Source organism: Gordonia phthalatica (genome assembly GCF_001305675.1).
Classification (GTDB): Bacteria; Actinomycetota; Actinomycetes; order Mycobacteriales; family Mycobacteriaceae; genus Gordonia; species Gordonia phthalatica.
Map to the genome: position 1 here is coordinate 3,271,705 of NZ_CP011853.1, position 20,841 is coordinate 3,292,545.

29 protein-coding genes are annotated in these 20,841 nt (G+C 68.0%); 8 read left to right on the forward strand and 21 right to left on the reverse strand.

Annotated elements, in window-relative coordinates; translation table 11 throughout:
- Positions 1-63 precede the first annotated feature (63 nt).
- The 3 genes from ACH46_RS15305 to ACH46_RS15315 all read right to left on the reverse strand — a co-directional run bounded on the left by ACH46_RS15305 (position 64) and on the right by ACH46_RS15315 (position 2,834).
- Positions 64-246: a MetS family NSS transporter small subunit gene (locus ACH46_RS15305; protein WP_062393680.1), complete on the reverse strand. Its 183-nt coding sequence runs from the start codon at positions 244-246 to the stop codon at positions 64-66.
- Entirely contained in the window at positions 243-1,823 is a 1,581-nt protein-coding gene (locus ACH46_RS15310) for a sodium-dependent transporter (RefSeq protein ID WP_062393681.1), read from the reverse strand. The genes ACH46_RS15305 and ACH46_RS15310 overlap by 4 nt, the downstream gene beginning before the upstream one ends.
- 87 nt (positions 1,824-1,910) lie before the next feature.
- Positions 1,911-2,834, reverse strand: coding sequence for a cation diffusion facilitator family transporter (locus tag ACH46_RS15315; protein ID WP_062393682.1), 924 nt, complete (start codon positions 2,832-2,834; stop codon positions 1,911-1,913).
- Positions 2,835-3,185: 351 nt separating this feature from the next.
- Here ACH46_RS15315 and ACH46_RS15320 point away from each other — a divergent pair, with 351 nt between their 5' ends.
- Both ACH46_RS15320 and ACH46_RS15325 read left to right on the forward strand, forming a co-directional pair.
- Complete coding sequence (locus ACH46_RS15320) at positions 3,186-4,325, forward strand: LLM class flavin-dependent oxidoreductase (RefSeq protein WP_062393683.1); 1,140 nt, start codon at positions 3,186-3,188, stop codon at positions 4,323-4,325.
- A 1-nt stretch (position 4,326) separates the two neighbouring features.
- Entirely contained in the window at positions 4,327-4,983 is a 657-nt protein-coding gene (locus ACH46_RS15325; RefSeq protein ID WP_062393684.1) for a CE1759 family FMN reductase, read from the forward strand.
- 82 nt (positions 4,984-5,065) lie between these two features.
- Here the strand turns inward: ACH46_RS15325 and ACH46_RS15330 are convergent, their stop codons facing one another.
- From ACH46_RS15330 to ACH46_RS15365, 8 genes are all read right to left on the reverse strand, one after another.
- Complete coding sequence (locus tag ACH46_RS15330) at positions 5,066-5,362, reverse strand: WXG100 family type VII secretion target (RefSeq protein WP_062393685.1); 297 nt, start codon at positions 5,360-5,362, stop codon at positions 5,066-5,068.
- Between the two features lie 69 nt (positions 5,363-5,431).
- Positions 5,432-5,731 (reverse strand): WXG100 family type VII secretion target, encoded by a 300-nt coding sequence (locus ACH46_RS15335; RefSeq protein WP_062393686.1) that lies wholly within the window; start codon positions 5,729-5,731, stop codon positions 5,432-5,434.
- A gap of 50 nt (positions 5,732-5,781) precedes the next feature.
- The gene (locus tag ACH46_RS15340) at positions 5,782-7,161 is read right to left on the reverse strand and encodes a hypothetical protein (RefSeq protein WP_062393687.1); all 1,380 of its coding nucleotides are present in this window, start codon (positions 7,159-7,161) and stop codon (positions 5,782-5,784) included.
- Positions 7,161-7,463: a hypothetical protein gene (locus tag ACH46_RS15345; protein WP_062393688.1), complete on the reverse strand. Its 303-nt coding sequence runs from the start codon at positions 7,461-7,463 to the stop codon at positions 7,161-7,163. The genes ACH46_RS15340 and ACH46_RS15345 overlap by 1 nt, the downstream gene beginning before the upstream one ends.
- A gap of 28 nt (positions 7,464-7,491) precedes the next feature.
- Positions 7,492-7,839 (reverse strand): YbaB/EbfC family nucleoid-associated protein, encoded by a 348-nt coding sequence (locus ACH46_RS15350; RefSeq protein ID WP_226995641.1) that lies wholly within the window; start codon positions 7,837-7,839, stop codon positions 7,492-7,494.
- Between the two features lie 8 nt (positions 7,840-7,847).
- Entirely contained in the window at positions 7,848-8,192 is a 345-nt protein-coding gene (locus tag ACH46_RS15355; RefSeq protein ID WP_226995642.1) for a hypothetical protein, read from the reverse strand.
- Positions 8,193-8,269: 77 nt separating this feature from the next.
- Entirely contained in the window at positions 8,270-8,695 is a 426-nt protein-coding gene (locus ACH46_RS15360) for a nuclear transport factor 2 family protein (RefSeq protein ID WP_062393690.1), read from the reverse strand.
- A gap of 22 nt (positions 8,696-8,717) precedes the next feature.
- Positions 8,718-9,302 carry a TetR/AcrR family transcriptional regulator gene (locus tag ACH46_RS15365; RefSeq protein WP_062393691.1) on the reverse strand — a complete coding sequence of 195 codons (585 nt, stop codon included), beginning with the start codon at positions 9,300-9,302 and terminating at the stop codon, positions 8,718-8,720.
- Positions 9,303-9,443: 141 nt separating this feature from the next.
- Here ACH46_RS15365 and ACH46_RS15370 point away from each other — a divergent pair, with 141 nt between their 5' ends.
- Together ACH46_RS15370 and ACH46_RS15375 are read left to right on the forward strand one after the other, a co-directional pair.
- Positions 9,444-11,108, forward strand: coding sequence for an AMP-binding protein (locus ACH46_RS15370; RefSeq protein ID WP_062393692.1), 1,665 nt, complete (start codon positions 9,444-9,446; stop codon positions 11,106-11,108).
- Between the two features lie 169 nt (positions 11,109-11,277).
- Positions 11,278-11,763 (forward strand): nuclear transport factor 2 family protein, encoded by a 486-nt coding sequence (locus tag ACH46_RS15375; RefSeq protein ID WP_226995643.1) that lies wholly within the window; start codon positions 11,278-11,280, stop codon positions 11,761-11,763.
- A 13-nt stretch (positions 11,764-11,776) separates the two neighbouring features.
- Here ACH46_RS15375 and truA read toward each other — a convergent pair whose 3' ends face one another.
- The 8 genes from truA to infA form a co-directional block, all read right to left on the reverse strand.
- Complete coding sequence (gene truA, locus ACH46_RS15380; protein WP_062393693.1) at positions 11,777-12,664, reverse strand: tRNA pseudouridine(38-40) synthase TruA; 888 nt, start codon at positions 12,662-12,664, stop codon at positions 11,777-11,779.
- 47 nt (positions 12,665-12,711) lie between these two features.
- Positions 12,712-13,233, reverse strand: coding sequence for a 50S ribosomal protein L17 (gene rplQ, locus ACH46_RS15385; RefSeq protein WP_062393694.1), 522 nt, complete (start codon positions 13,231-13,233; stop codon positions 12,712-12,714).
- Positions 13,234-13,308: 75 nt separating this feature from the next.
- Positions 13,309-14,361 carry a DNA-directed RNA polymerase subunit alpha gene (locus tag ACH46_RS15390; protein WP_062393695.1) on the reverse strand — a complete coding sequence of 351 codons (1,053 nt, stop codon included), beginning with the start codon at positions 14,359-14,361 and terminating at the stop codon, positions 13,309-13,311.
- Between the two features lie 80 nt (positions 14,362-14,441).
- Entirely contained in the window at positions 14,442-15,047 is a 606-nt protein-coding gene (gene rpsD, locus ACH46_RS15395; RefSeq protein ID WP_062393696.1) for a 30S ribosomal protein S4, read from the reverse strand.
- A 24-nt stretch (positions 15,048-15,071) separates the two neighbouring features.
- Entirely contained in the window at positions 15,072-15,479 is a 408-nt protein-coding gene (gene rpsK / locus ACH46_RS15400) for a 30S ribosomal protein S11 (protein ID WP_006895581.1), read from the reverse strand.
- Entirely contained in the window at positions 15,479-15,847 is a 369-nt protein-coding gene (rpsM, locus tag ACH46_RS15405; protein ID WP_062393697.1) for a 30S ribosomal protein S13, read from the reverse strand. The genes rpsK and rpsM overlap by 1 nt, the downstream gene beginning before the upstream one ends.
- A 169-nt stretch (positions 15,848-16,016) precedes the next feature.
- Positions 16,017-16,130: a 50S ribosomal protein L36 gene (gene rpmJ, locus ACH46_RS15410; RefSeq protein WP_026917227.1), complete on the reverse strand. Its 114-nt coding sequence runs from the start codon at positions 16,128-16,130 to the stop codon at positions 16,017-16,019.
- Positions 16,131-16,220: 90 nt separating this feature from the next.
- On the reverse strand, positions 16,221-16,442 hold the full coding sequence (gene infA, locus ACH46_RS15415) for a translation initiation factor IF-1 (RefSeq protein ID WP_007616247.1): 222 nt from the start codon (positions 16,440-16,442) through the stop codon (positions 16,221-16,223).
- A 202-nt stretch (positions 16,443-16,644) separates the two neighbouring features.
- Here infA and ACH46_RS15420 point away from each other — a divergent pair, with 202 nt between their 5' ends.
- From ACH46_RS15420 to ACH46_RS15435, 4 genes are read left to right on the forward strand one after another with little or no spacing between them, the layout of a single operon-like run.
- Entirely contained in the window at positions 16,645-17,046 is a 402-nt protein-coding gene (locus tag ACH46_RS15420; RefSeq protein ID WP_062393698.1) for a phage holin family protein, read from the forward strand.
- Positions 17,043-17,657, forward strand: coding sequence for an SIMPL domain-containing protein (locus ACH46_RS15425; protein WP_062393699.1), 615 nt, complete (start codon positions 17,043-17,045; stop codon positions 17,655-17,657). The genes ACH46_RS15420 and ACH46_RS15425 overlap by 4 nt, the downstream gene beginning before the upstream one ends.
- Positions 17,657-18,106 (forward strand): D-aminoacyl-tRNA deacylase, encoded by a 450-nt coding sequence (dtd, locus tag ACH46_RS15430; RefSeq protein ID WP_062393700.1) that lies wholly within the window; start codon positions 17,657-17,659, stop codon positions 18,104-18,106. Before ACH46_RS15425 ends, dtd begins: the two co-directional genes overlap by 1 nt.
- Before the next feature lie 51 nt (positions 18,107-18,157).
- On the forward strand, positions 18,158-19,420 hold the full coding sequence (locus ACH46_RS15435) for a glycosyltransferase 87 family protein (protein WP_082399706.1): 1,263 nt from the start codon (positions 18,158-18,160) through the stop codon (positions 19,418-19,420).
- On the opposite strand, the gene ACH46_RS15440 is transcribed toward ACH46_RS15435, so the two are convergent.
- Positions 19,421-19,876, reverse strand: a complete 456-nt coding sequence (locus ACH46_RS15440) for a hypothetical protein (protein WP_062393701.1) — start codon at positions 19,874-19,876, stop codon at positions 19,421-19,423.
- Between the two features lie 171 nt (positions 19,877-20,047).
- Complete coding sequence (gene map, locus ACH46_RS15445) at positions 20,048-20,839, reverse strand: type I methionyl aminopeptidase (RefSeq protein WP_062393702.1); 792 nt, start codon at positions 20,837-20,839, stop codon at positions 20,048-20,050.
- Positions 20,840-20,841: the final 2 nt, after the last annotated feature.

Consider the following 20,841-nt stretch of genomic DNA (forward strand, 5'->3'; position numbering starts at 1 on the left):
TCTTCAATTATGGATGTGTGACAGTTCGCCGGCCCTCCGGCGCTTATCGGGTGCTCCATTTCTCTATGTGTCACGGGTGGGGTGCGGCTGCGACGCGCGGACGATGTCCTCCGCCGCCATGACCGGCCCCTCGTCGGGAAGATCGGTGACCTCGGGGTGCGTGGTCAGGAAGGTGATGCTGGCGATCAGTCCGCCCCAGACGACGAACGCGGCGACCAAGAGGAGGGCGACGGCGGATGCGGTCATCGGACGGCCTCCTTTCCGGCTGCGGCGGCGGTCGTCGCGGAGCTGTCGAGCGGTGGCCACGGGGCGAACGTCGAGTCGTCGCGCCCACCCCACCGGATGGCGGTGAAGACGACGGCGAACGCGACGAGGAATGCGACGGTGCCCCAGCCGAAGACGCCGACGTACCACGTCGGGTAGCCCTCGTAGCCGTTCTGGACGAGGTCGTACACCTTCTGGATCAGCATGATGCCGAGGAAGATCGGCGCATAGAGTCCGATCACCGGGATCCACCACTTGCCGACCTTGAACGTCGACACGGCGTTCAGGTGCCCGCGCAGGGTCTCGATGGTGCGGCCGAGCCAGACGGCGATCACGCACATCGCGATCGCCGAGACGACGATGCCGATGTTGTTGGCGAACTGGTCGACGGTGTCGAGGGCGATGAGGCCGGTGGTGGTCGCGAACAGCGCGAACGACACGATGGCGGAGACGACGCCGACCGTGACGGCGGCGGTGGTCTTCGAGAGGCCGAACTTCTCCTGGAACGCGACCGAGACGCCGAGCACCAGGGAGATCAGCGACGTGAAGCCGGCGATCGCGAGCGAACCGAAGAACAGCGCACCGAAGAGCGTCGCGCCCGGCATCTGCGAGATGACCGCGGGGAACGTGATGAACGACAGTGTCGGTCCGGTGATGCCTTCGAGGTCGCCGACGCCGACGCCCTGCTGGTGCGCGAGGAAGCCGAGGGTCGAGAACACGCCGATGCCTGCGAGGATCTCGAACGACGAGTTGGCGAAGCCGACCACCAGACCGGAGGAGGTCATGTTGGCCTTGCGACGCTGGAAGGAGGCGTACGAGATCATGATGCCGAAGGCGATCGACATGGAGAAGAAGATCTGGCTGTAGGCCGCGATCCACACGTTGAGATCGGTCAGCGCGCCCCAGTCGGGGGTGAACAGCGCGTTGAGACCGTCCGACGCACCGGGCAGGGTGAGTGCCTTGATGACGAGGGCCGCGAAGCCCAGCACCAGCAGCGGGAGGCCGATGACGTTGAGCTTCTCGACGCCCTTGGTGACGCCGAGCGCGAGGATGACGATGATCAGGCCCCACACCGCGATCAGCGGCCAGGCGACTCCGCCGACCAGTTCCGTGGACACGCCGGGATCGCCGACCTTGAGGTAGTCCGAGAGGAAGAAGGTCTTCGCGTCGTCGCCCCACTTGGTGCCGAACGAGAAGTAGAAGTAGCTGAGCGACCACGCGATGATCACCGCGTAGTAGGTGGAGATGACGAACAGGATGGCGGTCTGGAACCAGCCGAGGGCTTCGGCTTTGCGCCACATGCGGCGGAACGCCAGCGGGGCGGCCGCGCGGAAGCGGTGGCCGACCGCGTAGTCGAGGAACAGGATGGGGATGCCTGCGGTGACGAGAGCGATGAGATAGGGAACCAGGAAGGCGCCGCCGCCTCCCTCATAAGCGACACCCGGGAATCGCCAGATGTTGCCCAGTCCCACAGCGGACCCGATCGCGGCCAGGATGAAGCCGCGGTTACTGGTCCACGTCTCCCGCCCTTCTGGGGCCGGGGACACAGATGTGGTCACGAAGTGACTCCTTTCACACTAATCGGTGCGTGTCGCACGGTAGCGCATGATGCGGCTCACAGAGGTCGCATCCGCAGCATTGCCGGGTCAGGAGTTTTCGCCGCGATCGATGTCGGGCTCCAGGTAGATGACGCGAGCCTGCGGCACCGCCGCTCGGACGCGTGCTTCGGCGCCGTCGATGGCGTGCGCGATCTCGATGGCGCCGAGCCCGGGCGCGATGGCGATCTTGGCCGCGACCAGCAGTTCTTCGGGACCGAGGTACTGCGTCTTCATGTGGATGACGCGGTCGACGTCCTGCCCGGGCAGCGCCGCACGCAGGGCCGCGTCCTCCTCTTCGGTGGCGCCCTCGCCGATGAGGAGACTCTTCATCTCGATGATCAGCAGGATCGCGATCAGACCGAGCAGGATGCCGATGCAGAGCGTGCCGATGCCGTCCCAGACCGCGTCGCCGGTCAGCATGGTCAGGCCGACGCCGGCCAATGCGAGCACCAGACCGATGAGGGCGCCGGCGTCCTCCAGGAGCACCACGGGGAGTTCCGGGCTGCGGGAGGAGCGGATGAAGCGCCACCACGACGCGTCGCCCTTGAGCGGTCGCGACTCCTTCTGCGCGGTGTGGAAGCTGTAGCCCTCGAGGCATATGGCGACGACGAGGATCGCGACGGCGACGATCGGCGAGTCCAGCCCGTGGTCGCCGGCGTGCCGGATCTTCTGGACGCCCTCGTACAGCGCGAACATGGAGCCGAGGGTGAAGATGACGAGCGCGACGACGAAGGAGTAGAAGTAGCGGTTCCGCCCGTACCCGAAGGGGTGGAGTTGGTCGGCCTCCTTCTTCGCCGCCCGCTGCCCCACCAGCAGCAGCCCCTGGTTGGACGTGTCGGCCACCGAGTGCACGCCTTCGGCGAGCATGGACGACGATCCCGTGATGGCGAACCCGACGAACTTCGCCGCCGCAATCCCCGCGTTCGCCGCGAGCGCGGCGATGATCGCCCGAGTCGATCCCTCTGTTGACATTCCTGACCCCTCAGTCGATCCGACGTGCGTATATGTGCGGAAAACACTAGTCGCACTTGCCGACTCCCCACTCCTCGCTCCCCAAAGCAACGCCCGCCCCCCTTGTTGACGCTCGCTCCCCTCCGGAGGTGAGCGAGCGTCGACTGAGGGAGCGACGGCAGCCGAAGTGAGCGAAGACAGAACCACAGCGACGAGCCCCAAGGGCGAGGAGCGAGGACTGCGGAGCAGAGAATTTTCACGGCGACCCCACGCCCGCACAAAGCCAGACAACGAACAGGGAATGAAACGGACCGAGGTCCGGTTATACCCACCGACAGCCGCAGAAGCGGTCAGACACTTAAGGAGCCTGCGATGCAGTTCGGCATTTTCACTGTCGGCGACGTGACGACCGACCCCATGACCGGCGAGACGATCAGCGAGCACGACCGGATCGAGTTGATGACGGCCATCGGACTGAAGGCCGAGGAGGTCGGCCTCGACGTCTTCGCGACCGGTGAGCACCACAACCCGCCGTTCGTGCCGAGTTCGCCCACGACGATGCTGGGCTGGATCGCGGCGAAGACCGAGAAGCTGCGGCTGACCACGACGACGACGCTGATCACCACGAACGATCCGGTGAAGATCGCCGAGGACTTCGCAATGCTGCAGCACCTGTCGAACGGTCGCGTCGACCTGACCCTGGGCCGTGGCAACACCGGCCCGGTGTACCCGTGGTTCGGCAAGGACATCCGTCAGGGCATCCCCCTCGCGATCGAGAACTACCACCTGCTGCGTCGTCTGTGGCGGGAGAAGAACATCGACTGGCAGGGCAAGTTCCGCACGCCGCTGCAGGGCTACACCTCGACGCCCGCACCGCTCGACGACACTCCCCCGTTCATCTGGCACGGTTCCATCCGCTCGCCGGAGATCGCCGAGCAGGCCGCGTTCTACGGTGACGGCTTCTTCCACAACAACATCTTCTGGAACAAGGAGCACACCGAGCAGATGGTGAAGCTGTACCGCCAGCGCTTCGAGCACTACGGTCACGGTGCCGCCGATCAGGCGATCGTCGGCCTCGGCGGACAGGTGTTCATGGCGGAGACCGAGGCGGAGGCCAAGCGCCGGTTCCGCCCGTACTTCGACAACGCGCCGGTGTACGGTCACGGCCCGTCGATGGAGGACTTCACGGAGATGACGCCGTTGACGGTCGGCACGCCGGAGATGGTGATCGAGAAGACGTTGAGCTTCGCGGACTACGCGGGCGACTACCAGCGTCAGCTGTTCCTGGTGGATCATGCCGGTCTGCCGATGGAGCAGGTGCTGGAGCAGGTCGAGATCCTCGGCAAGGAGGTGGTCCCGACGCTGCGCGCCGAGTTCGAGCGTCGTCGTCCGGCCCACGTCCCGTCCGATCCGCCCACTCACGAGAGCCTGGTCGCGGCCGGTCCCGACGCGCCTCACCACCTGGTGACGCCCGCCGAGAGCCTGGTCGGCGCCGGCACGGAAGGACACTGACATGGCACGGAAGCTGCTGGTGATCAGCGCGGGGGTGTCGACGCCGTCGTCGACCCGCCTGCTGGCCGATCAGCTCGCCGACGCCGTCGGGACCGGTGTCACCGCCCGCGGCGAGGCCGTCGACGTCGATGTTCTGGAGTTGGCGCCGCTCGCCGCATCGCTGGCGACGACGGTCACCTCGGGTGTCGCTCCGGCCGATGTGACGGCGGCGCGGGACCTGGTGGCGTCGGCCGACGGTGTGATCGCGGTGACGCCGATCTTCACCGCGTCGTACAGCGGACTGTTCAAGATGTTCTTCGACGTGTTGGATCCGGAGGCGTTGACCGGGGTCCCGATGGTGATCGCCGCGACGGCGGGGACTCCCCGCCACAGCCTGGTCCTGGATCATGCGGTGCGGCCGCTGATGAACTACCTGCGGGCCGACGTCGTGCCGACCGCGGTGTTCGCGGCGACGGAGGACTTCGGGACGTCGGAGCTGGGTGGCCGGATCCGTCGCGCCGCCGGCGAGCTGGCGCAGCGGCTGGTCGGGACGGCAACGGTCGCCGGTTTCGGCGGTCCCACGGATCGGAGCGATGCCCCTCGTCGTTCCGGTGGTGCCAACGATCTCGGCGCGGTGACCCCGTTCGCCGAACTCCTGCAGGGCCACACCGGATCCTGACCCGAGAGTGGCACCGAGGCGGTGGGGTCGAGCGACGTGCTCGGCCCCACCGCCTCGTCTCACGGCGATGCGTGCCGTCCGGTCATGCGTTGAAGGTCTTCCCCACTCGGACGTCGGTGTCGCGCATGTGACTGGCCGCCTTGGCCACTCCCGTGCCCAGCGAGTCCAGTCGCAGTCGGGCGTCGAGGAAGATCCGATCCCAGTTGGCCTGCGCCTGCTGGTAGGCGCCGGCACCGCCGGAGTCCCAGTTCGTGGCGAGCGCCGCGACCTGTCGTTTCAGCTGGCCGGACAGTTCTTCGAGCCGCTGGAACTGCCCACGGATGTCGCCCGAGAGCGTGCCGAGGTTGGCGAAGTCGTAACGGATGAGCCCACCGCTCATGTCGTCCCCCTTTGTGTCAGGTGTCGGTGTGGAGTGCTGGTGTGGTTGTGGTCGGCCGTGCCGGATCGGCTACGACATCAGGCCGTTGAGCAGTGAGGCGACGGTGGTGTCTTCGTCGTCGTAGCCGCGGAAGCCAGTCGTCAGTTTCGCCTCGATCTCGTCGAGCGCGGTCTGCAGCTTCATTGCGACGGCGTGCCAGTCGGTGTGGGTGGTCTCGAAGGCGGTCGACGCCCGACCGTCCCAGCCCGCGCGACCGCTGACCGCCGACTTCTGGATCTGCGTGACGATGCGCTGCATCTCGTCGACGACGCCCTTGATGGATGCGGCGGACGCCTGGCCCGCCGCTACGTCGAGTCTCACTCCTTGCATTTCGCTGTCCTCTCATTGTCGTTCTTCGGGTGTTCCTCATGGGGTCCGGATCAGGCTGATCCGGCGAGGTCGTGGTCGCCGAGACCCAGCGCCAGTGCGACGTCGAAGTCGAACGACTCGGCTGTCATGGCGGAGAGCCGACCTGCGTCGTCCGGCTGTTCGGAGACGGTTGCGGGCACCGCGGGCACGGTGCGGGCGACGTCAGTGGGGCGGGCCGCGGCGGTCGCGACGGGTGCCATCGGCAGCGCGGTACCGGTACCCGCCGCCGTCATCTGCGGGCCGCCCGCGCTGACAGTCGACGTGCTCGCGGTCACCGCGTTCGTGGTGGTCGGGCAGTCCGCGAGCGGGCTCGGCGCGGGTGCGCTGACGCCGACGGCGGTCGGGACACCACCGGTAGTCGGGGCACCGCCGCTCACAGCGGACGCAGCTTTGACCGTGGGGCCTCCTGCACCCGGTTTCGGCGCTCCGGTGCTCGTCGCACCGGTACCGGTACCGGATGTGGCCGCCCCGGACTTCTCACACGTCGTCGGGCAGGGTGCTGCGGCACCGGGTGCGGGCGATGTCTGGTCGCCGATCCGGGTCTCGGGTTCGTTCGACGGCAGCCCGGTACCCGACAGCAGCGAGGTCGCGAGCTGCGCCCCCGCCTGGACCAGCGGCAACGCCGATTGCAGGAGGGTCGCGGCCGTCCCGAAGACATCGCCGCCGGGCACTCCGGTGACCGGTACCGGCGTACCGTTGGCCGCCATGTGCGCGGTGGGCGCCACGAGCTGCGCCCGAGTCGCAGCCACCACTGCGAGCCCTTCGGCCAGCCCTTCCGCCGCGATCCCCAGCGCGGCGATCTGGCCGGGCGGTGTTGCGATCGCGGGCAGCGCGGCCGACAGCAGCCCGGCGGTCTTCACGACCACACCCTGCAGCTGGAGAGCGCCGGTGGCGACGACGGCGGCCGCGGCCTGCAAGTCCATCGACATGCCCGCGCCCTGCGCCGCGACGACGCCGGATTCGCCCGCGGTGCGCGTCGCCGCGGTAATCGCGGCCGTCGCCGCCTGGCCCAGCCAGCCGCCGTCGAGTGAGGACGCCGCGTTCAGGAGGACCCCGACGCCGTTCTCGAGCAGCCCCGCGATCTGCTGGTGGGTCGCGGACGGGTCACCGCCCGGCGCACCGCCCAGGAGCCCGGTGCCGAAGACCCCGAGCAGGTCGGTGATCGGCTTCAACAGCATCATCGGATCGATCGTCGGGAGCACCGGCAGTGCAGGGAGGTCCGGCAGGGCGGGCAGCCCCGCGGGCAGTTCCACCGTCGCCGGTGCGGGAAGCGATTTCACTCCCAGCCCCTCCAGCACTCCGGTGACCGGACTGCCGACGACGTCGCCTCCCGCTGCCCCGAGCTGGGTCGCGTCGGCATCGGCGGCGCCGGCCTCGCGCGGGCCGTACATCAGGCCTCGATTCCGGAGGCGGCAGCCGCATCGGCGCCGGTGAACGAGGCCAGTCCCGCGGTGACCGCGGCCGCCGTCGCCGCGTGGGCGGCCGCCACCTGGCCGACGGCCCGGAGGTGATTCGCCTGTGCCACCGCGTAGGCCGCCGCGAACTCCTGACCGATCAGGCCGAACACCGCCGTGACCGCCGCACTGACGGCCGCGGTGTCGACGGCGCCCACGGCCGCCGTCGCCGTGCCGAGCGCCGCGGCCGTCGCCCCGAAGGTCTGCACCGCTTGCGGGTGCACCACGATTGGATTCACGTCTCCCCCTGAGTTCGCTGATCGGGTGTCATGAGATTGGACGCACGAGCACGTCGTTCGGTTCCATCGACGCGCCGACGCCTCCGGTCAGCGCTTCGAACTCGCCGCAGAAGTCCTGCATGATCTCGGCCCGTCGCGCGAAGACGTCGATGGCGGCGCGCACCGCCGCGCCGACGATCTCATCGGCCAGGCGGGTCCCCTTGCCGCCGCCTGCACCCGGCGCCAGCCGCAGGTCCATCAAGGTGCCGTTGCCGTCCACCTCCACGCTCACCCGTCCGCGATCGCCCGTTCCGGTGGCCCGGAGCTCCTGCAGCCGTCGGTGGACGTCCTCGAGCGCACCGAGCTGACGTTGCGCCCGCTCCTGTACCGCATCCATCGCCGGGTTCATCGCCGCCCCCGCCCCGAGAACGCGTCGGCAGCAGCCTCAGCCGCGACCAGGTCGCGCCGTGACGGGAGGCCGAGCAGGCCGAGCGTGTCGTCGTCGAGCCCCTGCCCGCCGAGGTCGCCGCGGGTGCGCACCCCGGCGGCCGTTCCCGCGAGTCGACAGAGCGCGAGGATCTCGCGGGCCAGCGACTCCGGTTTCCGCCGCGCCGACGCCGCCGCGATCGTCATCTTGACCGGGAGCCCGGCCGCCGTGCAGGTGACGCTGATGCTCCCCGTCCGCGACGAGACCGTCGTCAACCCGTCGTCTCCGACCACCGGCACCGGTTGCTTCTTCTGTGCTGTCATAGCCCTTAGACGCAGCGGAGCCGACTTCGGTTCCATCGACGTGATTCCCGGGCGTGTCGCGACCGACGGCAGGCGGGTCAGACCGCCTTCATGAAGCCCTTCTCCTCGACGCGCTCAGCGATCCGCCACCCGGCGTCGGTGCGGACCAGCCGGTCGCGGTACCAGAGCCCGACGAACAGCACGTGCTCCTCGCCCTGGTCGTCGCGCGACACCATCGGGTTGAACAGGATGGTGCGGGCCTGCGCGATGTCGCCGTCGAGGTCGAGTTTCGTGGTGGTCGCCAGGTGCTGGGTCACCGCGAACGCGGGCAGCACCGAGGCCAGCCACGCCTTGATCTCGGGGTACGGTCCGACGGCGCCTCCCGCTGCGGTGTAGTCGATGTGCGCGTCGGCGGTGAACACGGTGTCGAGCGCGTCCCAGTCCTGGCTGTCGATCGCGTGGCTGTAGCGCGCGAGCAGATCCTGGATCTCCAGACGATCGGACATCTCCTGAAGGGGCATCATCGGCGTCCTCCTCGGTTCGGGGTCAGGGGCGGATTCCGGTCAAGATGAGGTCGGTCATGTCGTTGCGCCACGCAGCGTCGAGCCCGTCGGAGCCGCGCAGCATCGCCGCGATCATCGCGCCGCCGAAGACCGATTCGACCAGCGTGCCCGGATCCACCTCCAGTTCGATGCCGTCCCGTCGCGCGGCCTCGGCGAACCGTTCGGTCAGGTCGCGCCAGACCGCGCCTCGCAACCGATCGGTGAGCTCGCGCTGCAGGTCGTCGTTGGCGGCCAGCTCGCTGAACAAGCCGGTGATGGCGCGCAGCACCGAAGGCACGGACATCATTGCGGCGCAGGCGTCGACGATGGCCGCCGCCTCGTCGCGGACGCCGGTGTCGGTGCGTCGGGGCGGAATGGCGACGTCGGCCGGAAAGACGGCCTGGTGGACCAGGTGAGCCTTGCTCGGCCAGCGTCGGCGGATCGCAGGCACGGAGGTCCCGGCCCGCGCGGCGACGGCCTTCAACGTGAAGTCGGTGTAGCTGACCTCCGACAGTTCCTCGAGGGTCGCCTGGAGGACGGCCCGATCGATCCGCTCGTCTCTCGGTCGGCCCAGATTCACGGTCTCCATGTCGACTCCCCCTCACCTCGACGCCGCCTCCGCGGGCCGTCTCATCAATTGTGCGCCATCGGACTTTTCCTGAACCGCTTGACGCAGATCACAGTTGAACACTACATTTCGTTTCATCGAACAACGAAACTCGGAGCGAAGATGACTGACGCCGACAGCCCATCACCGGTCACCACCGCCGACCTCCTGCAGGACCGCCGCGACGACGACGCGACCGCGCTCCTGTTCCAGGATCGTGCCTGGACCTGGCGCGAGTACGTCGCCGAGTGCGCGATCCGCGCGGCCGTTCTCACCGCTCTCCGCGCCGAGGCGCCGGGCGAAGCGCCGTGGCACGTCGGCGTCCTGATGGACAACGAGCCCGAATACCTGTTCCTCATCGGCGGCGCCGCCCTCGCCGGCGCCACGATCGTCGGCGTCAACCCGACGCGGCGGGGCAACGAACTCCGCACCGACATCACTCGCACCGACACCCAGGTGGTACTCGTCGACGACGCCCACCTGGACCTGGTGGACGACATCGCGGGCGAGGTCCCCGTCGTGCGCGTCGCGGGCGACGACTACCGCGCGCTCCTCGACGACGCCGCCGCCACGACCGCCGCCGACTGGACCGACCGCAGCATCCAGAACCACAACCTGCTGCTCCTGTTCACCTCCGGCTCCACCGGTGCCCCGAAGGCGGTTCGCTGCAGTTCCGCGCGTCTGGCCGCGATCGGTGTGCTGAACGTCCACGGCATCACGCCCGACGACGTCGCGTACAACGCCATGCCGCTGTTCCACGGCAACGCGATCATGAGCGCCTGGGCGCCGATCGCCGCGGTCGGCGGCACCTACGCCCTCCGCAGCAAGTTCTCCGCGTCCGGCTTCCTGCCCGACATCCAACGGTTCAAGGCGACCTTCTTCAACTACGTCGGACGCTCCCTGGCGTACATCCTGGCGCAGCCCGAGAAGCCCGAGGAGAAGGACAACCAGCTGCGATTCGGGTGGGGCACCGAGGCCTCCGCGCGCGACCGCGAGGAGTTCACCCGTCGCTTCGGCGTTCCGATCACAGAGTCGTACGGCTCGTCGGAGGGCGTCTGCGTCATCGTGCGCGACGAGACCACCCCGCGCGGTGCGCTCGGCAAGCCGAACCCGATGCTCGGCATGGTGATCCTGGACCCGAACGGTCAGGAGGTGCCCGACGCCCGGTTCGACGCCGACGGCTCCCTCCTGAACGGCTCCGAGGCCATCGGCGAGATCGTCGCCCGCGGCGGCGGCGCCCGCTTCGAGGGCTACTACAACAACCCCGAGGCCGACGCCGCGAAGATCCGCGACGGCGACTACTGGTCGGGCGACCTCGCCTACCGCGACGCCGACGGCGTCTTCTGGTTCGCCGGCCGCACCAACGACTGGATCCGCGTCGACTCGGAGAACTTCTCCACCGCACCGCTCGAACGCATCGTCGCCCGCTACCCCGGGGTCACCGGAGTGGCCGCCTACGCGGTCCCGGATCCCCAGACCGGCGACCGCGTGATGATCTCGCTGGAGTACGACGGCCCCTTCGACCCCGCCGATTTCCTGACCTTCCTCGGCGAGCAGCCCGACATGGGCACCAAGTGGACCCCGCACTTCGTTCGCATCACCGACGGCTTCCCGCTCACCGCGACCCGCAAGCTCAACAAGGCTCCGCTCCGCGCGGCGGGCTGGCGCACCGACGACCCTGTCTACGCCCGCATCGACGGGACCTACCGACTGCTCGACGACGCGGCCGCCGCCGCACTCGCCGACGAGTTCCGCACGCACGACCGCGCGCACCTGCTGCCGTCCTGAGCAGCCCCACGAATGTGCAGTCCCCTCCCACTGCGCCCCGAACAACTGAATAGTGCATCCACCTCCCCCAGCCCGAGAGGAAACTCGAATGGTTTAGATCAATCAAGAAGCCCTGTGCGACGTCATCAAGGCGCGCCTGGAGAAGACCACCAATGAGCGGCACCGCACCATGCTCGAACGCATGCTGGAGCACGCCCACTACGACCACCAGGGCAACCTGGACGGCCTGATGGGCACGCTCGGCCCGGACACCAACTATCACTTCTGGGAGATGGCCTCCGGCGATGTCGGCCCCAAGGGTCTCGACGGTGTCCGCGCCTACTACTCGCACCTCGTCGAGATGAACGCGCACGTCCTGGAGTTCGACTGCGACCGCATGCTCGTCGACGACGACTGCATCGTCATCGAGGGCTGGCTGACGATGATCTCCCCGGGTGCCTACCTGAAGGAGAACCCGCTCGCCGCCGCGTTCGCCGACGAGTCCAAGAACTACCTCCTGAAGATGCGCAACGTCATCTTCTGGCCCTTCGATGAGAACCTCTACATCGTCGGCGAGGACTCCTACACCGGCGGCCCGATGGAACTGCGCGAGCTCTCCGACGACGAGCTCCCCCGGCCCTTCCGCGAGGCCATCGGCATGGCCACCGCCGGCTGACCGAGCCCGCCTGTCACTCCGACCGCGGCGCCTCGCACTCCAAGTCCGAGGCGTCGCGGCGGTCGCGCGTCGCCTCGCTGCGCGCCGCCCACTCCTCCGCGGGCGGGTACGCGACGTGCATCAACGACAGTCCGCGCGCCTGAGCGACCGGGACGGACGCGGAGCGTTCACGTTCGTCGAGGAGGTCCGTGCACCACTGCACGCTCCGACGACCGTCGCCCACCGAGGCGACGGCCCCGACCAGGGAGCGGACCATGGACCAGCAGAAGGCGTCGGCGACCACGGTCCCGACGAGCACGTCGCCGTCGCGCAGCCAGGAGAACCGCTGGAGTTCGCGGATGGTGGTGGCGCCCTCGCGGCGTCGGCAGAAGGCGGCGAAGTCGTGCAGGCCGACGAGTGCGGCGGACGCCTGATTCATCAGGTCCACGTCCAGCGAGCGCGTCCAGTCGGCGGTGCTGCGGGCGAGCGTCGGCTCCGCGCCCCACAGGGCGTCGGTGAGCCGATATTCATAGGTTCGTGCGAGCGCGGAGAACCGCGCGTCGAAGTCGGCGGAGACGGCGTCGATCCGCTTCACCCGGACGTCGTCGGGGAGCATCTTCGCGAGTCGTCGGACCAGCCGTGACGGGTCTCCGTCGATGGATCGTGCCTGCAGGGACGCGACGGGCACGTCGCAGTGCGCCACCTGCCCGGATGCGTGCACGCCGGCATCGGTGCGGCCGGCGACGGTCAATCGGATCGGGGCCCGGAGCACCGTGCTGAGGGTCTGTTCGACGGTCTCGCACACGGTGCGACGGCCGGGCTGCGTGGCCCAGCCGGAGAAGTCGGTGCCGTCGTAGCCGATCAGCAGACGAAGACGACACAGCCCGCCCTCATCAGCGATGAGGGCGGGCTGTGTCGTCATGAAGTACCACCGTCCGCGCCGGACCTCACGGTCCGACGCGGAGTCGGTTACTTGGCCTCGTCGGCGGCTTCGTCAGCAGCGGTCTCGGCGGCAGCTTCCTCGGCGACCTCAGCGGTCTCCTCGGCAGCCTCGTCAGCCGGGGCGGCCTCTTCGGCAGCCTTCGCCTTCGACGCAGCCGCGCGGGTGGCGCGGTTGGCCTCGGACGAAGCGGTCTTCTCCTGCACCAGCTCGATCACTGCCATGGGGGCGTTGTCGCCCTTGCGCGGCAGGGTCTTGATGATGCGGGTGTAGCCGCCGTTGCGATCAGCGAAGTGCGGACCGATCTCGGCGAACAGGGCATGCACGATGTCCTTGTCGCGGATGTCCTTCATGACCTCGCGGCGGTTGGCCAGCGAGCCGGCCTTGGCGTGCGTGATCAGCTTCTCGGCGTACGGGCGGAGCCGCTTGGCCTTTGCTTCGGTGGTGGTGATGCGGCCGTGCTCGAAGAGCGCCGTGGCGAGGTTCGCCAGGATCGCCTTCTGGTGGCTGGCCGACCCGCCGAGGCGGGCACCCTTGGTGGGCTTGGGCATGTCTTTCTCCTAGGAGGGACTCACGATCTCGCGACCGGAAGTCCGTAGGTCTGAAACCAGGTGGTCTTGAGCGCCTTACAGCTGCTCGGTCTCGGCGTAATCCTCGCCACCGTCGTTGTCGAACGACGCGTCATCGGCCCACGTGCCGGTGGCCGGGTCGTAACCGGCGACCTGCGACGGGTCGAAGCTCGCCGGGCTGTCCTTGAGGGACAGGCCCAGGCTGTGCAGCTTCACCTTGACCTCGTCGATCGACTTCTGACCGAAGTTGCGGATGTCGAGCAGATCCGACTCGGTGCGTGCAACCAGCTCGCCGACGGTGTGAACACCCTCGCGCTTGAGGCAGTTGTACGAACGGACGGTCAGCTCGAGATCCTCGATCGGAAGGCTGAACGCGGCGATGTGGTCGGCCTCCTGCGGCGACGGACCGATCTCGATGCCCTCGGCCTCGACGTTGAGCTCCCGAGCCAGGCCGAAGAGCTCGACCAGGGTCTTGCCGGCCGACGCCAGGGCGTCACGCGCGGTCATGGAGTTCTTGGTCTCCACGTCGAGCACCAGACGATCGAAGTCGGTGCGCTGCTCGACGCGGGTGGCCTCAACCTTGTAGGTCACCTTGAGGACCGGCGAGTAGATCGAGTCGACCGGGATGCGGCCGATCTCGGCGCCGGTAGCCTTGTTCTGCACGGCCGGAACGTAACCGCGGCCCCGCTCGACGACGAGCTCGATCTCGAGCTTGCCCTTGTCGTTGAGGGTTGCGATGTGCAGGTCCGGATTGTGCACCGTGACGCCCGCGGGCGGAACGATGTCAGCACCGGTGACGGCGCCCGGGCCCTGCTTGCGGACGTACATGGTGACCGGCTCGTCCTCTTCGGAGCTGACCACAAGACCCTTGAGGTTCAGGATGATGTCGGTGACATCCTCCTTCACGCCGGGGACGGTGGTGAACTCGTGCAGGACGCCGTCGATGCGGATGCTGGTGACTGCCGCGCCCGGGATGGACGAGAGCAGCGTGCGCCGCAGCGAGTTGCCCAGGGTGTAGCCGAAGCCCGGCTCGAGGGGTTCGATGGTGAACTTCGAGCGGTTCTCGGCGATGACCTCTTCGGACAGACCAGGTCGCTGTGAGATGAGCATGTGGTGGGATTCTCCTTCGACCGTCCGCTATTTGACGGCCTCGAGGTGGACCGAGCAGCTGTTGCTGCTCAGCAGGTTGCTTACTTCGAGTAGAACTCGACGATGAGCTGCTCGGTGAGCGGCACGACGATCTGCGAACGCTCGGGCAGCGAGTGCACGAGGATGCGCAGCGTCGACGGAACCACCTGGAGCCAAGCCGGAGCCGGACGCTCGCCGAGGGTCTCCTTGGCGATCTGGAACGGCGTGGTCTGCAGCGACTTCGGGCGAACGTCGATGATGTCGTACTGGCTGACGCGGTAGCTGGGCACGTCGACGCGCACGCCGTTGACGGTCAGGTGACCGTGGCTGACCATCTGGCGAGCCTGGCGACGGGTCCGAGCCAGACCGGCACGGTAGACGACGTTGTCCAGACGCGACTCGAGGATCTGCAGCAGCACGTCACCGGTCTTGCCGGAGCGACGGTTGGCTTCCTCGTAGTAACGACGGAACTGCTTCTCCATGACGCCGTAGGTGAAGCGAGCCTTCTGCTTCTCCTGCAGCTGGAGCAGGTACTCGGTCTCCTTGATCCGCGCGCGACCGTGCTGGCCGGGCGGGTAGGGACGCTTCTCGAACGCCTGGTCGCCGCCGATCAGGTCGACGCGAAGACGACGGGACTTCTTGGTTGCGGGGCCGGTATAACGAGCCATAGTTCTTTCTTCCTCCCTTTCCCGCTAGACCCGGCGCCGCTTGGGCGGACGGCAGCCGTTGTGCGGCTGCGGGGTCACGTCGGAAATGGTGCCGACCTCGAGGCCGGCTGCCTGCAGCGACCGGATGGCGGTCTCACGACCCGAGCCCGGTCCCTTGACGAATACATCGACCTTCTTGACGCCGTTCTCCTGCGCCTTGCGGGCAGCGTTCTCGGCGGCGAGCTGCGCGGCGAACGGGGTGCTCTTGCGCGAGCCCTTGAAGCCGACGTGGCCGGAGGAGGCCCAGCTGATCACGTTGCCCTCGGGGTCGGTGATCGAGACGATGGTGTTGTTGAACGTCGACTTGATGTGGGCGTGGCCCAGCGGGACGTTCTTCTTGTCGCGACGACGGGTGCCCTTCTTGGGGCCAGCGCTACGTGACTTGGGTGGCATTACTTCTTCTTCCCGGCGATGGTCTTCTTCGGGCCCTTACGAGTACGGGCATTGGTCTTGGTGCGCTGACCGTGGACCGGCAGGCCGCGACGGTGGCGCAGACCCTGGTAGCAGCCGATCTCGATCTTGCGGCGGATATCGGCCTGCACCTCGCGGCGCAGATCGCCTTCCACCTTGACCGAGGCCTCGATGTACTCGCGGAGCTTCGCGACGTCAGCGTCGGTCAGATCCTTGGAGCGCAGATCGGCCGAGAGGCCGGTCGCGGCGATGATTTCCTTCGAAGTGGTACGACCCACTCCGTAGATGTAGGTGAGCGCGATCTCCAGCCGCTTCTCGCGGGGGAGATCCACACCTGCAACACGTGCCATGTGGCGGTTCCTTACATTCTCAGAGGTCTGCTCCCAGTCCGTCCTGGACTCTGCGCCAGGCCCCGGCCTCTGAACCGGGGGTCGGCGACCGCGCGTCTGCGATCGCTGGTGCTGGGAGTGCTTCTTCGGTATTCAGTTGTGTGTCTTCAAGCGACCTTGAAGAAGTCGATCAGCCCTGACGCTGCTTGTGACGCAGGTTCTCGCAGATCACCATGACTCGTCCGTTACGACGGATCACCTTGCACTTCTCGCAGATCGGCTTGACGCTCGGCTTGACCTTCACGTCAGCTTCTCCCTTGTATCTTCTTGTGGCGAGTGCCATTGCCCGGGCAGCACGAAGCGACGCGTCGCCGCGATACCACCCGCACGAAGGTTACTTGTACCGGTAGACGATGCGTCCGCGCGCCAGGTCGTAGGGCGAGAGCTCTACGACGACGCGATCCTCGGGCAGGATGCGGATGTAGTGCTGCCGCATCTTGCCACTGATGTGGGCAAGAACCTTGTGTCCGTTCTCCAGCTCAATGCGGAACATCGCATTGGGCAGGGGCTCGACCACGCGACCCTCGACCTCAATGGCCCCATCTTTCTTCGCCATATCCTCCGCGATTCTCCGGCGACCCGGCTTTCCCGTGTCTACCGACTTCTGCTTCGTCTATCCGCTACGGTGGCGGTACGAACGGCCCCCTGAGTCCGGTGCATCAAGCTCCGGGCGCAGGCACGCGTGACCGCACGACGCACCGACGTTCGATCTTACGCCAGTCCGGGCGTCTCACCAAACGAAGTGACAGACTGGACACATGCGCGCATTCATCATCCGCAGCGGCCTCACCGGCCTCGCCCTCTGGATCGCCACGCTGATCGTGCCCGGAGTCGATTTCGAGTTCGGCGACATCGACAACTGGTGGACCAAAGTGGGGGTCGTCTTCCTGGTGGCCGTGGTCTTCGGCTTCGTGAACGGCTTCATCAAGCCGATCATCCAGATCCTGTCGATTCCCCTGTACATCCTCACTCTGGGCCTGGTCCACATCGTGATCAACGCGCTGATGCTGGTGATCACCAGTTGGCTGACCCACAACGTCTTCGACATCGGCCTCGTGGTCGACGACTTCTTCTGGTCCGCGGTCTTCGGTGCCATCGTCGTCTCCGTGGTCGGCTGGTTCACCGCCCTGATCGCCAAGGATGCGGTGGAGAACCTGTGAGCCCGGATCGCACCGTCGCCGTCACCGGTTCGGGGCAGGCCTCCGCCGTCCCGGACGTGATGCGCCTGCAGATCGGCGTCGCGGTCGTCGAACCGAATGTGTCGACAGCGATGGAGCGGGCCGGCGCATCCATGCGCGCGGTGATCGACGCTCTGCTGGCCGCAGGCGTCTCCCGCCCCGACCTGGCCACCGCGCAGTTGGCTGTGCACCCGCAGTACCGGACCGGCGACGATCCGGGGATCTCCGGCTACGAGGTCTCCAACATGCTGACCGCGATCGTCCGCGACCTCGACTCCGCAGGCGATGCCCTGGCCGCGGCGGCGCAGGCGGGCGGCGACGACCTCCGCGTCCACGGCGTGTCCCTGACGGTCGACGACCCGACCGCTCCCCTGGCCGCTGCCCGTGACGCGGCCTTCGCCGACGCCCGCCGTCGTGCCGAGCAGTTCGCCGGGCTGGCCGGCGTCCGGCTGGGCCCGGTGCTCTCCATCCGGGAGGGCGCGGCCGGTCCGGGACCCGCGCCGCGGATGGCGGCGTTCGCCGCCTCCATGCCGGTCGAGGCCGGCGAGCAGCAGGTGTCCGCCGCCGTCGACGTCGTCTTCGAGCTGATCTGATGCGCGCCGTCGTTCAGCGGGTCAGTTCCGCATCCGTCACCGTCGACGGCGAGACCGTCGGGCGTCTCGACCTCTCCGACGGACGCCTCGGTCTGGTCGCTCTCGTCGGTGTCACGCACGACGACGATGCTGCGAAGGCCGCCAAGCTCGCCGACAAGCTCTGGCGGATCCGGATCCTCGAGGGCGATGACGGCCGCGAGGTCTCCGCCGCCGACCTCGACGCGCCGATCCTGGTGATCAGCCAGTTCACCCTGTACGCCAACACCGACAAGGGCCGACGACCGTCGTGGAACGCTGCCGCGCCCGGCCCGGTCGCCGAGCCGCTGGTCGACGCGGTGGTCGACGAACTGCGGGCGCTCGGCGCGACCGTCGAGACCGGCCGCTTCGGCGCCCACATGCACGTCGACCTGGTCAACGACGGGCCGGTGACGCTGGTCCTGGACGTCTGACGCGCAGCGGCGGTTCCGGAACCGCACCCCCGGCATTGCTAGGCTGACGCAGTGTCGAACCCGCCTGTCGTGACCGGATCGTCCCGCCGGGCCCGCATCCTCCTCCTCGCCGCGATCGTGCTGCTGACCGTCACCACGACGGCCGGCGTCCTGATGAACGTCTGGCACAGCTACCTGGATCTGCACGTGTACCGGACCGGTGCGCGCGTCCTGCTAGACGGCCATCCCCTCTACGGACCGATGCCCTCGGTCGACGGCACGCACCTGCCATTCACCTATCCCCCGCTGGCCGCGATGCTGTTCACCCCGTTCGCGATCATGCCGGTGACACTCGCTGACGTCCTGATGTTCGCGGCCACCCTCGCCGCCCTGGCGGTCAGTCTGTGGATGATCCTCGACCGACTCACGCCCCGCACCGATCCGCCCCTGCGCGTCGCGATCGTCATCGCGTTGACCAGTGTCTTCACGTTCCTCGAGCCGGTCCGGGAGAACCTGGGTTTCGGCCAGGTCAACATGATTCTGATGGCGATGGTCGTGTTCGACGTCCTGTGCCGTCACCCCCGGTGGCCCCGCGGGCTCCTCATCGGCATCGCCGTGTCGATCAAACTGACTCCCGCGGGTTTCCTGCTCTACTTCGTGCTGCGCCGCGACTGGCGGGCCGTCGGCTGGCTGCTGGCAGGCACCGTCGGATCCATCGGCCTGGCCTGGCTCATCTCGCCGTCGGACTCCGTCCAGTACTGGTTCCACACGCTGCGGGAGACCGGTCGCATCGGTGCGCCGTACTTCGCGGGAAATCAGTCCATCAAGGGCGCGATCTTCCGATTCGGGCTCCCCGATTCGGTGTCGACCCTCCTGTGGCTGGGACTGTCCGCTGCGGCCGTCGCCGTCGCCGCGGTGTGGATGCACCGGCTGCTGGCGGAAGACCGTGACGCGGTGGGAGTCGGCAGCGTGCTCGCGCTACTGGTGAACGCCGCCGTCATCCTGCTGATCTCGCCGGTCAGCTGGTCGCACCACTGGGTGTGGGCGGCACCGGCCCTCATGGTGGCCGGTTATGCGGTCGTCACCCTCCGCGTGGGCCCGCCGTTCGCCGCCGCCTGGACCCTGGCCCTCGTCGTGTTCGCGGTCGGACCGCACTGGTTGATGCCCGCGCGCCACGACGCCGAGCTGACCTGGACGTGGTGGCAGCACCTGGTCGGCAACAGTTACGTCTGGCTCACCGCCGCCGTCCTGGTGGCCGGCGCCGTCCGCCGACGGTCGTCCACAGATCTTCGGTATTCGCCGTCACCATCGGCTGGTCACCCCGAACTCCGCTGATCAGCTCCAGACGCACCAGGCGTTGTCGACCTTCCGCAGTTCCAGCGGGAGCGGCACATTGGTGCCCATCGTGTTGAGCGAGCCGTCGACGTTCGCCGCGTCGCCCTTGACGGTGATCGACGCGATGTTGACCCGGATCGTGCTACCCGCGGTGCCGATGCCGCCGATCATCCCGGTCGTCTGCGTCAGCTTGCCCTTCGGCTCGGACCGGTCGGCGCAGATACCCGCGGACGCGATGTCCGACGACTGCACGGCCTTCGCGAACTGGTTGTAGACCGCTTCCACCGCGGCCCGATCCCCCCGATCACCGCTGCTCGGCTCATCGGCGTCCTTGATGACGAAGAAGACGACGGCGACCACCGCGATCACGACCACCGCGACGCCGAGCACCGTGAACCGATGACGCCACCGGAAGCCGCTGCCCGCGGGCTTGACGTCCGTCTCGTTGTCGCTCATGCCGTGTGGCCCATCCCTTCTCGCACCGCGCGTCGCCTCGGCGACCTCCTTGCTGCATCGTAGGCCCCGCGACGCGGCAGGCGGGGGTTCGCTGCCAAAGCGTGGCCACAAAGAGTTCGACCCCGACCGGCCTGCGGGCCGAGCGGGGTCGAAACGGTGGAGAGCCTGACGTCAGGGACGCGGTGTCAGGATGCGCGGTCCGTCCTCGGTCACGGCGACGGTGTGCTCCCAGTGCGCGGCCCGGGTGCCGTCGTCGGTGATGACGGTCCAGTCGTCCTCCAGGACGGTGGTGTCCTCGGTGCCGAGCGTCAGCATCGGCTCGATCGCGAGAGTCGATCCGACCACGAGCAGCGGCCCGCGGTTCGGCTTGCCCTCGTTCGAGAGGAACGGCTCCATGTGCATCTCACGTCCGATGCCGTGACCGCCGTAGCCGTCGACGATGCCGAACTTGCGTCCGAACTTCTTGATGGCGCTCTTGGTGCCGAGCTCGATGGCGTGGGAGACGTCGGTGAGCCGGCTGTCCGGGATCATCGCGGCGATGCCTGCCTCCAGCGACATCAGCGTCGCCTCGTTGAGCTGCTGATCCGCCTTGCTGAGCTTGCCGATGCCGAACGTCCACGCCGAGTCACCGTGCCAGCCGTCGAGGATGGCGCCACAGTCGATGGAGACCAGGTCCCCTTCGGCCAGCACCACGTCCTTGGACGGGATGCCGTGGACGACGACGTCGTTGACCGAGCTGCAGATGGACCCGGGGAAACCGTGGTAGCCCTTGAACGAGGGCACCGCGCCCGCATCGCGGATCACGGCCTCGGCGACCGCGTCCAACTCCAGGGTGCTGACCCCGGCCTTGGCTGCGTCACGGACCGCGACGAGGGCGCGGCCGACGATCACGCCGGCCGCCTCCATCGCGTCGAGCTCGCCCGCCGACTTGAACGGGACGGGTTTCGGCTTACGGAATGCCACTC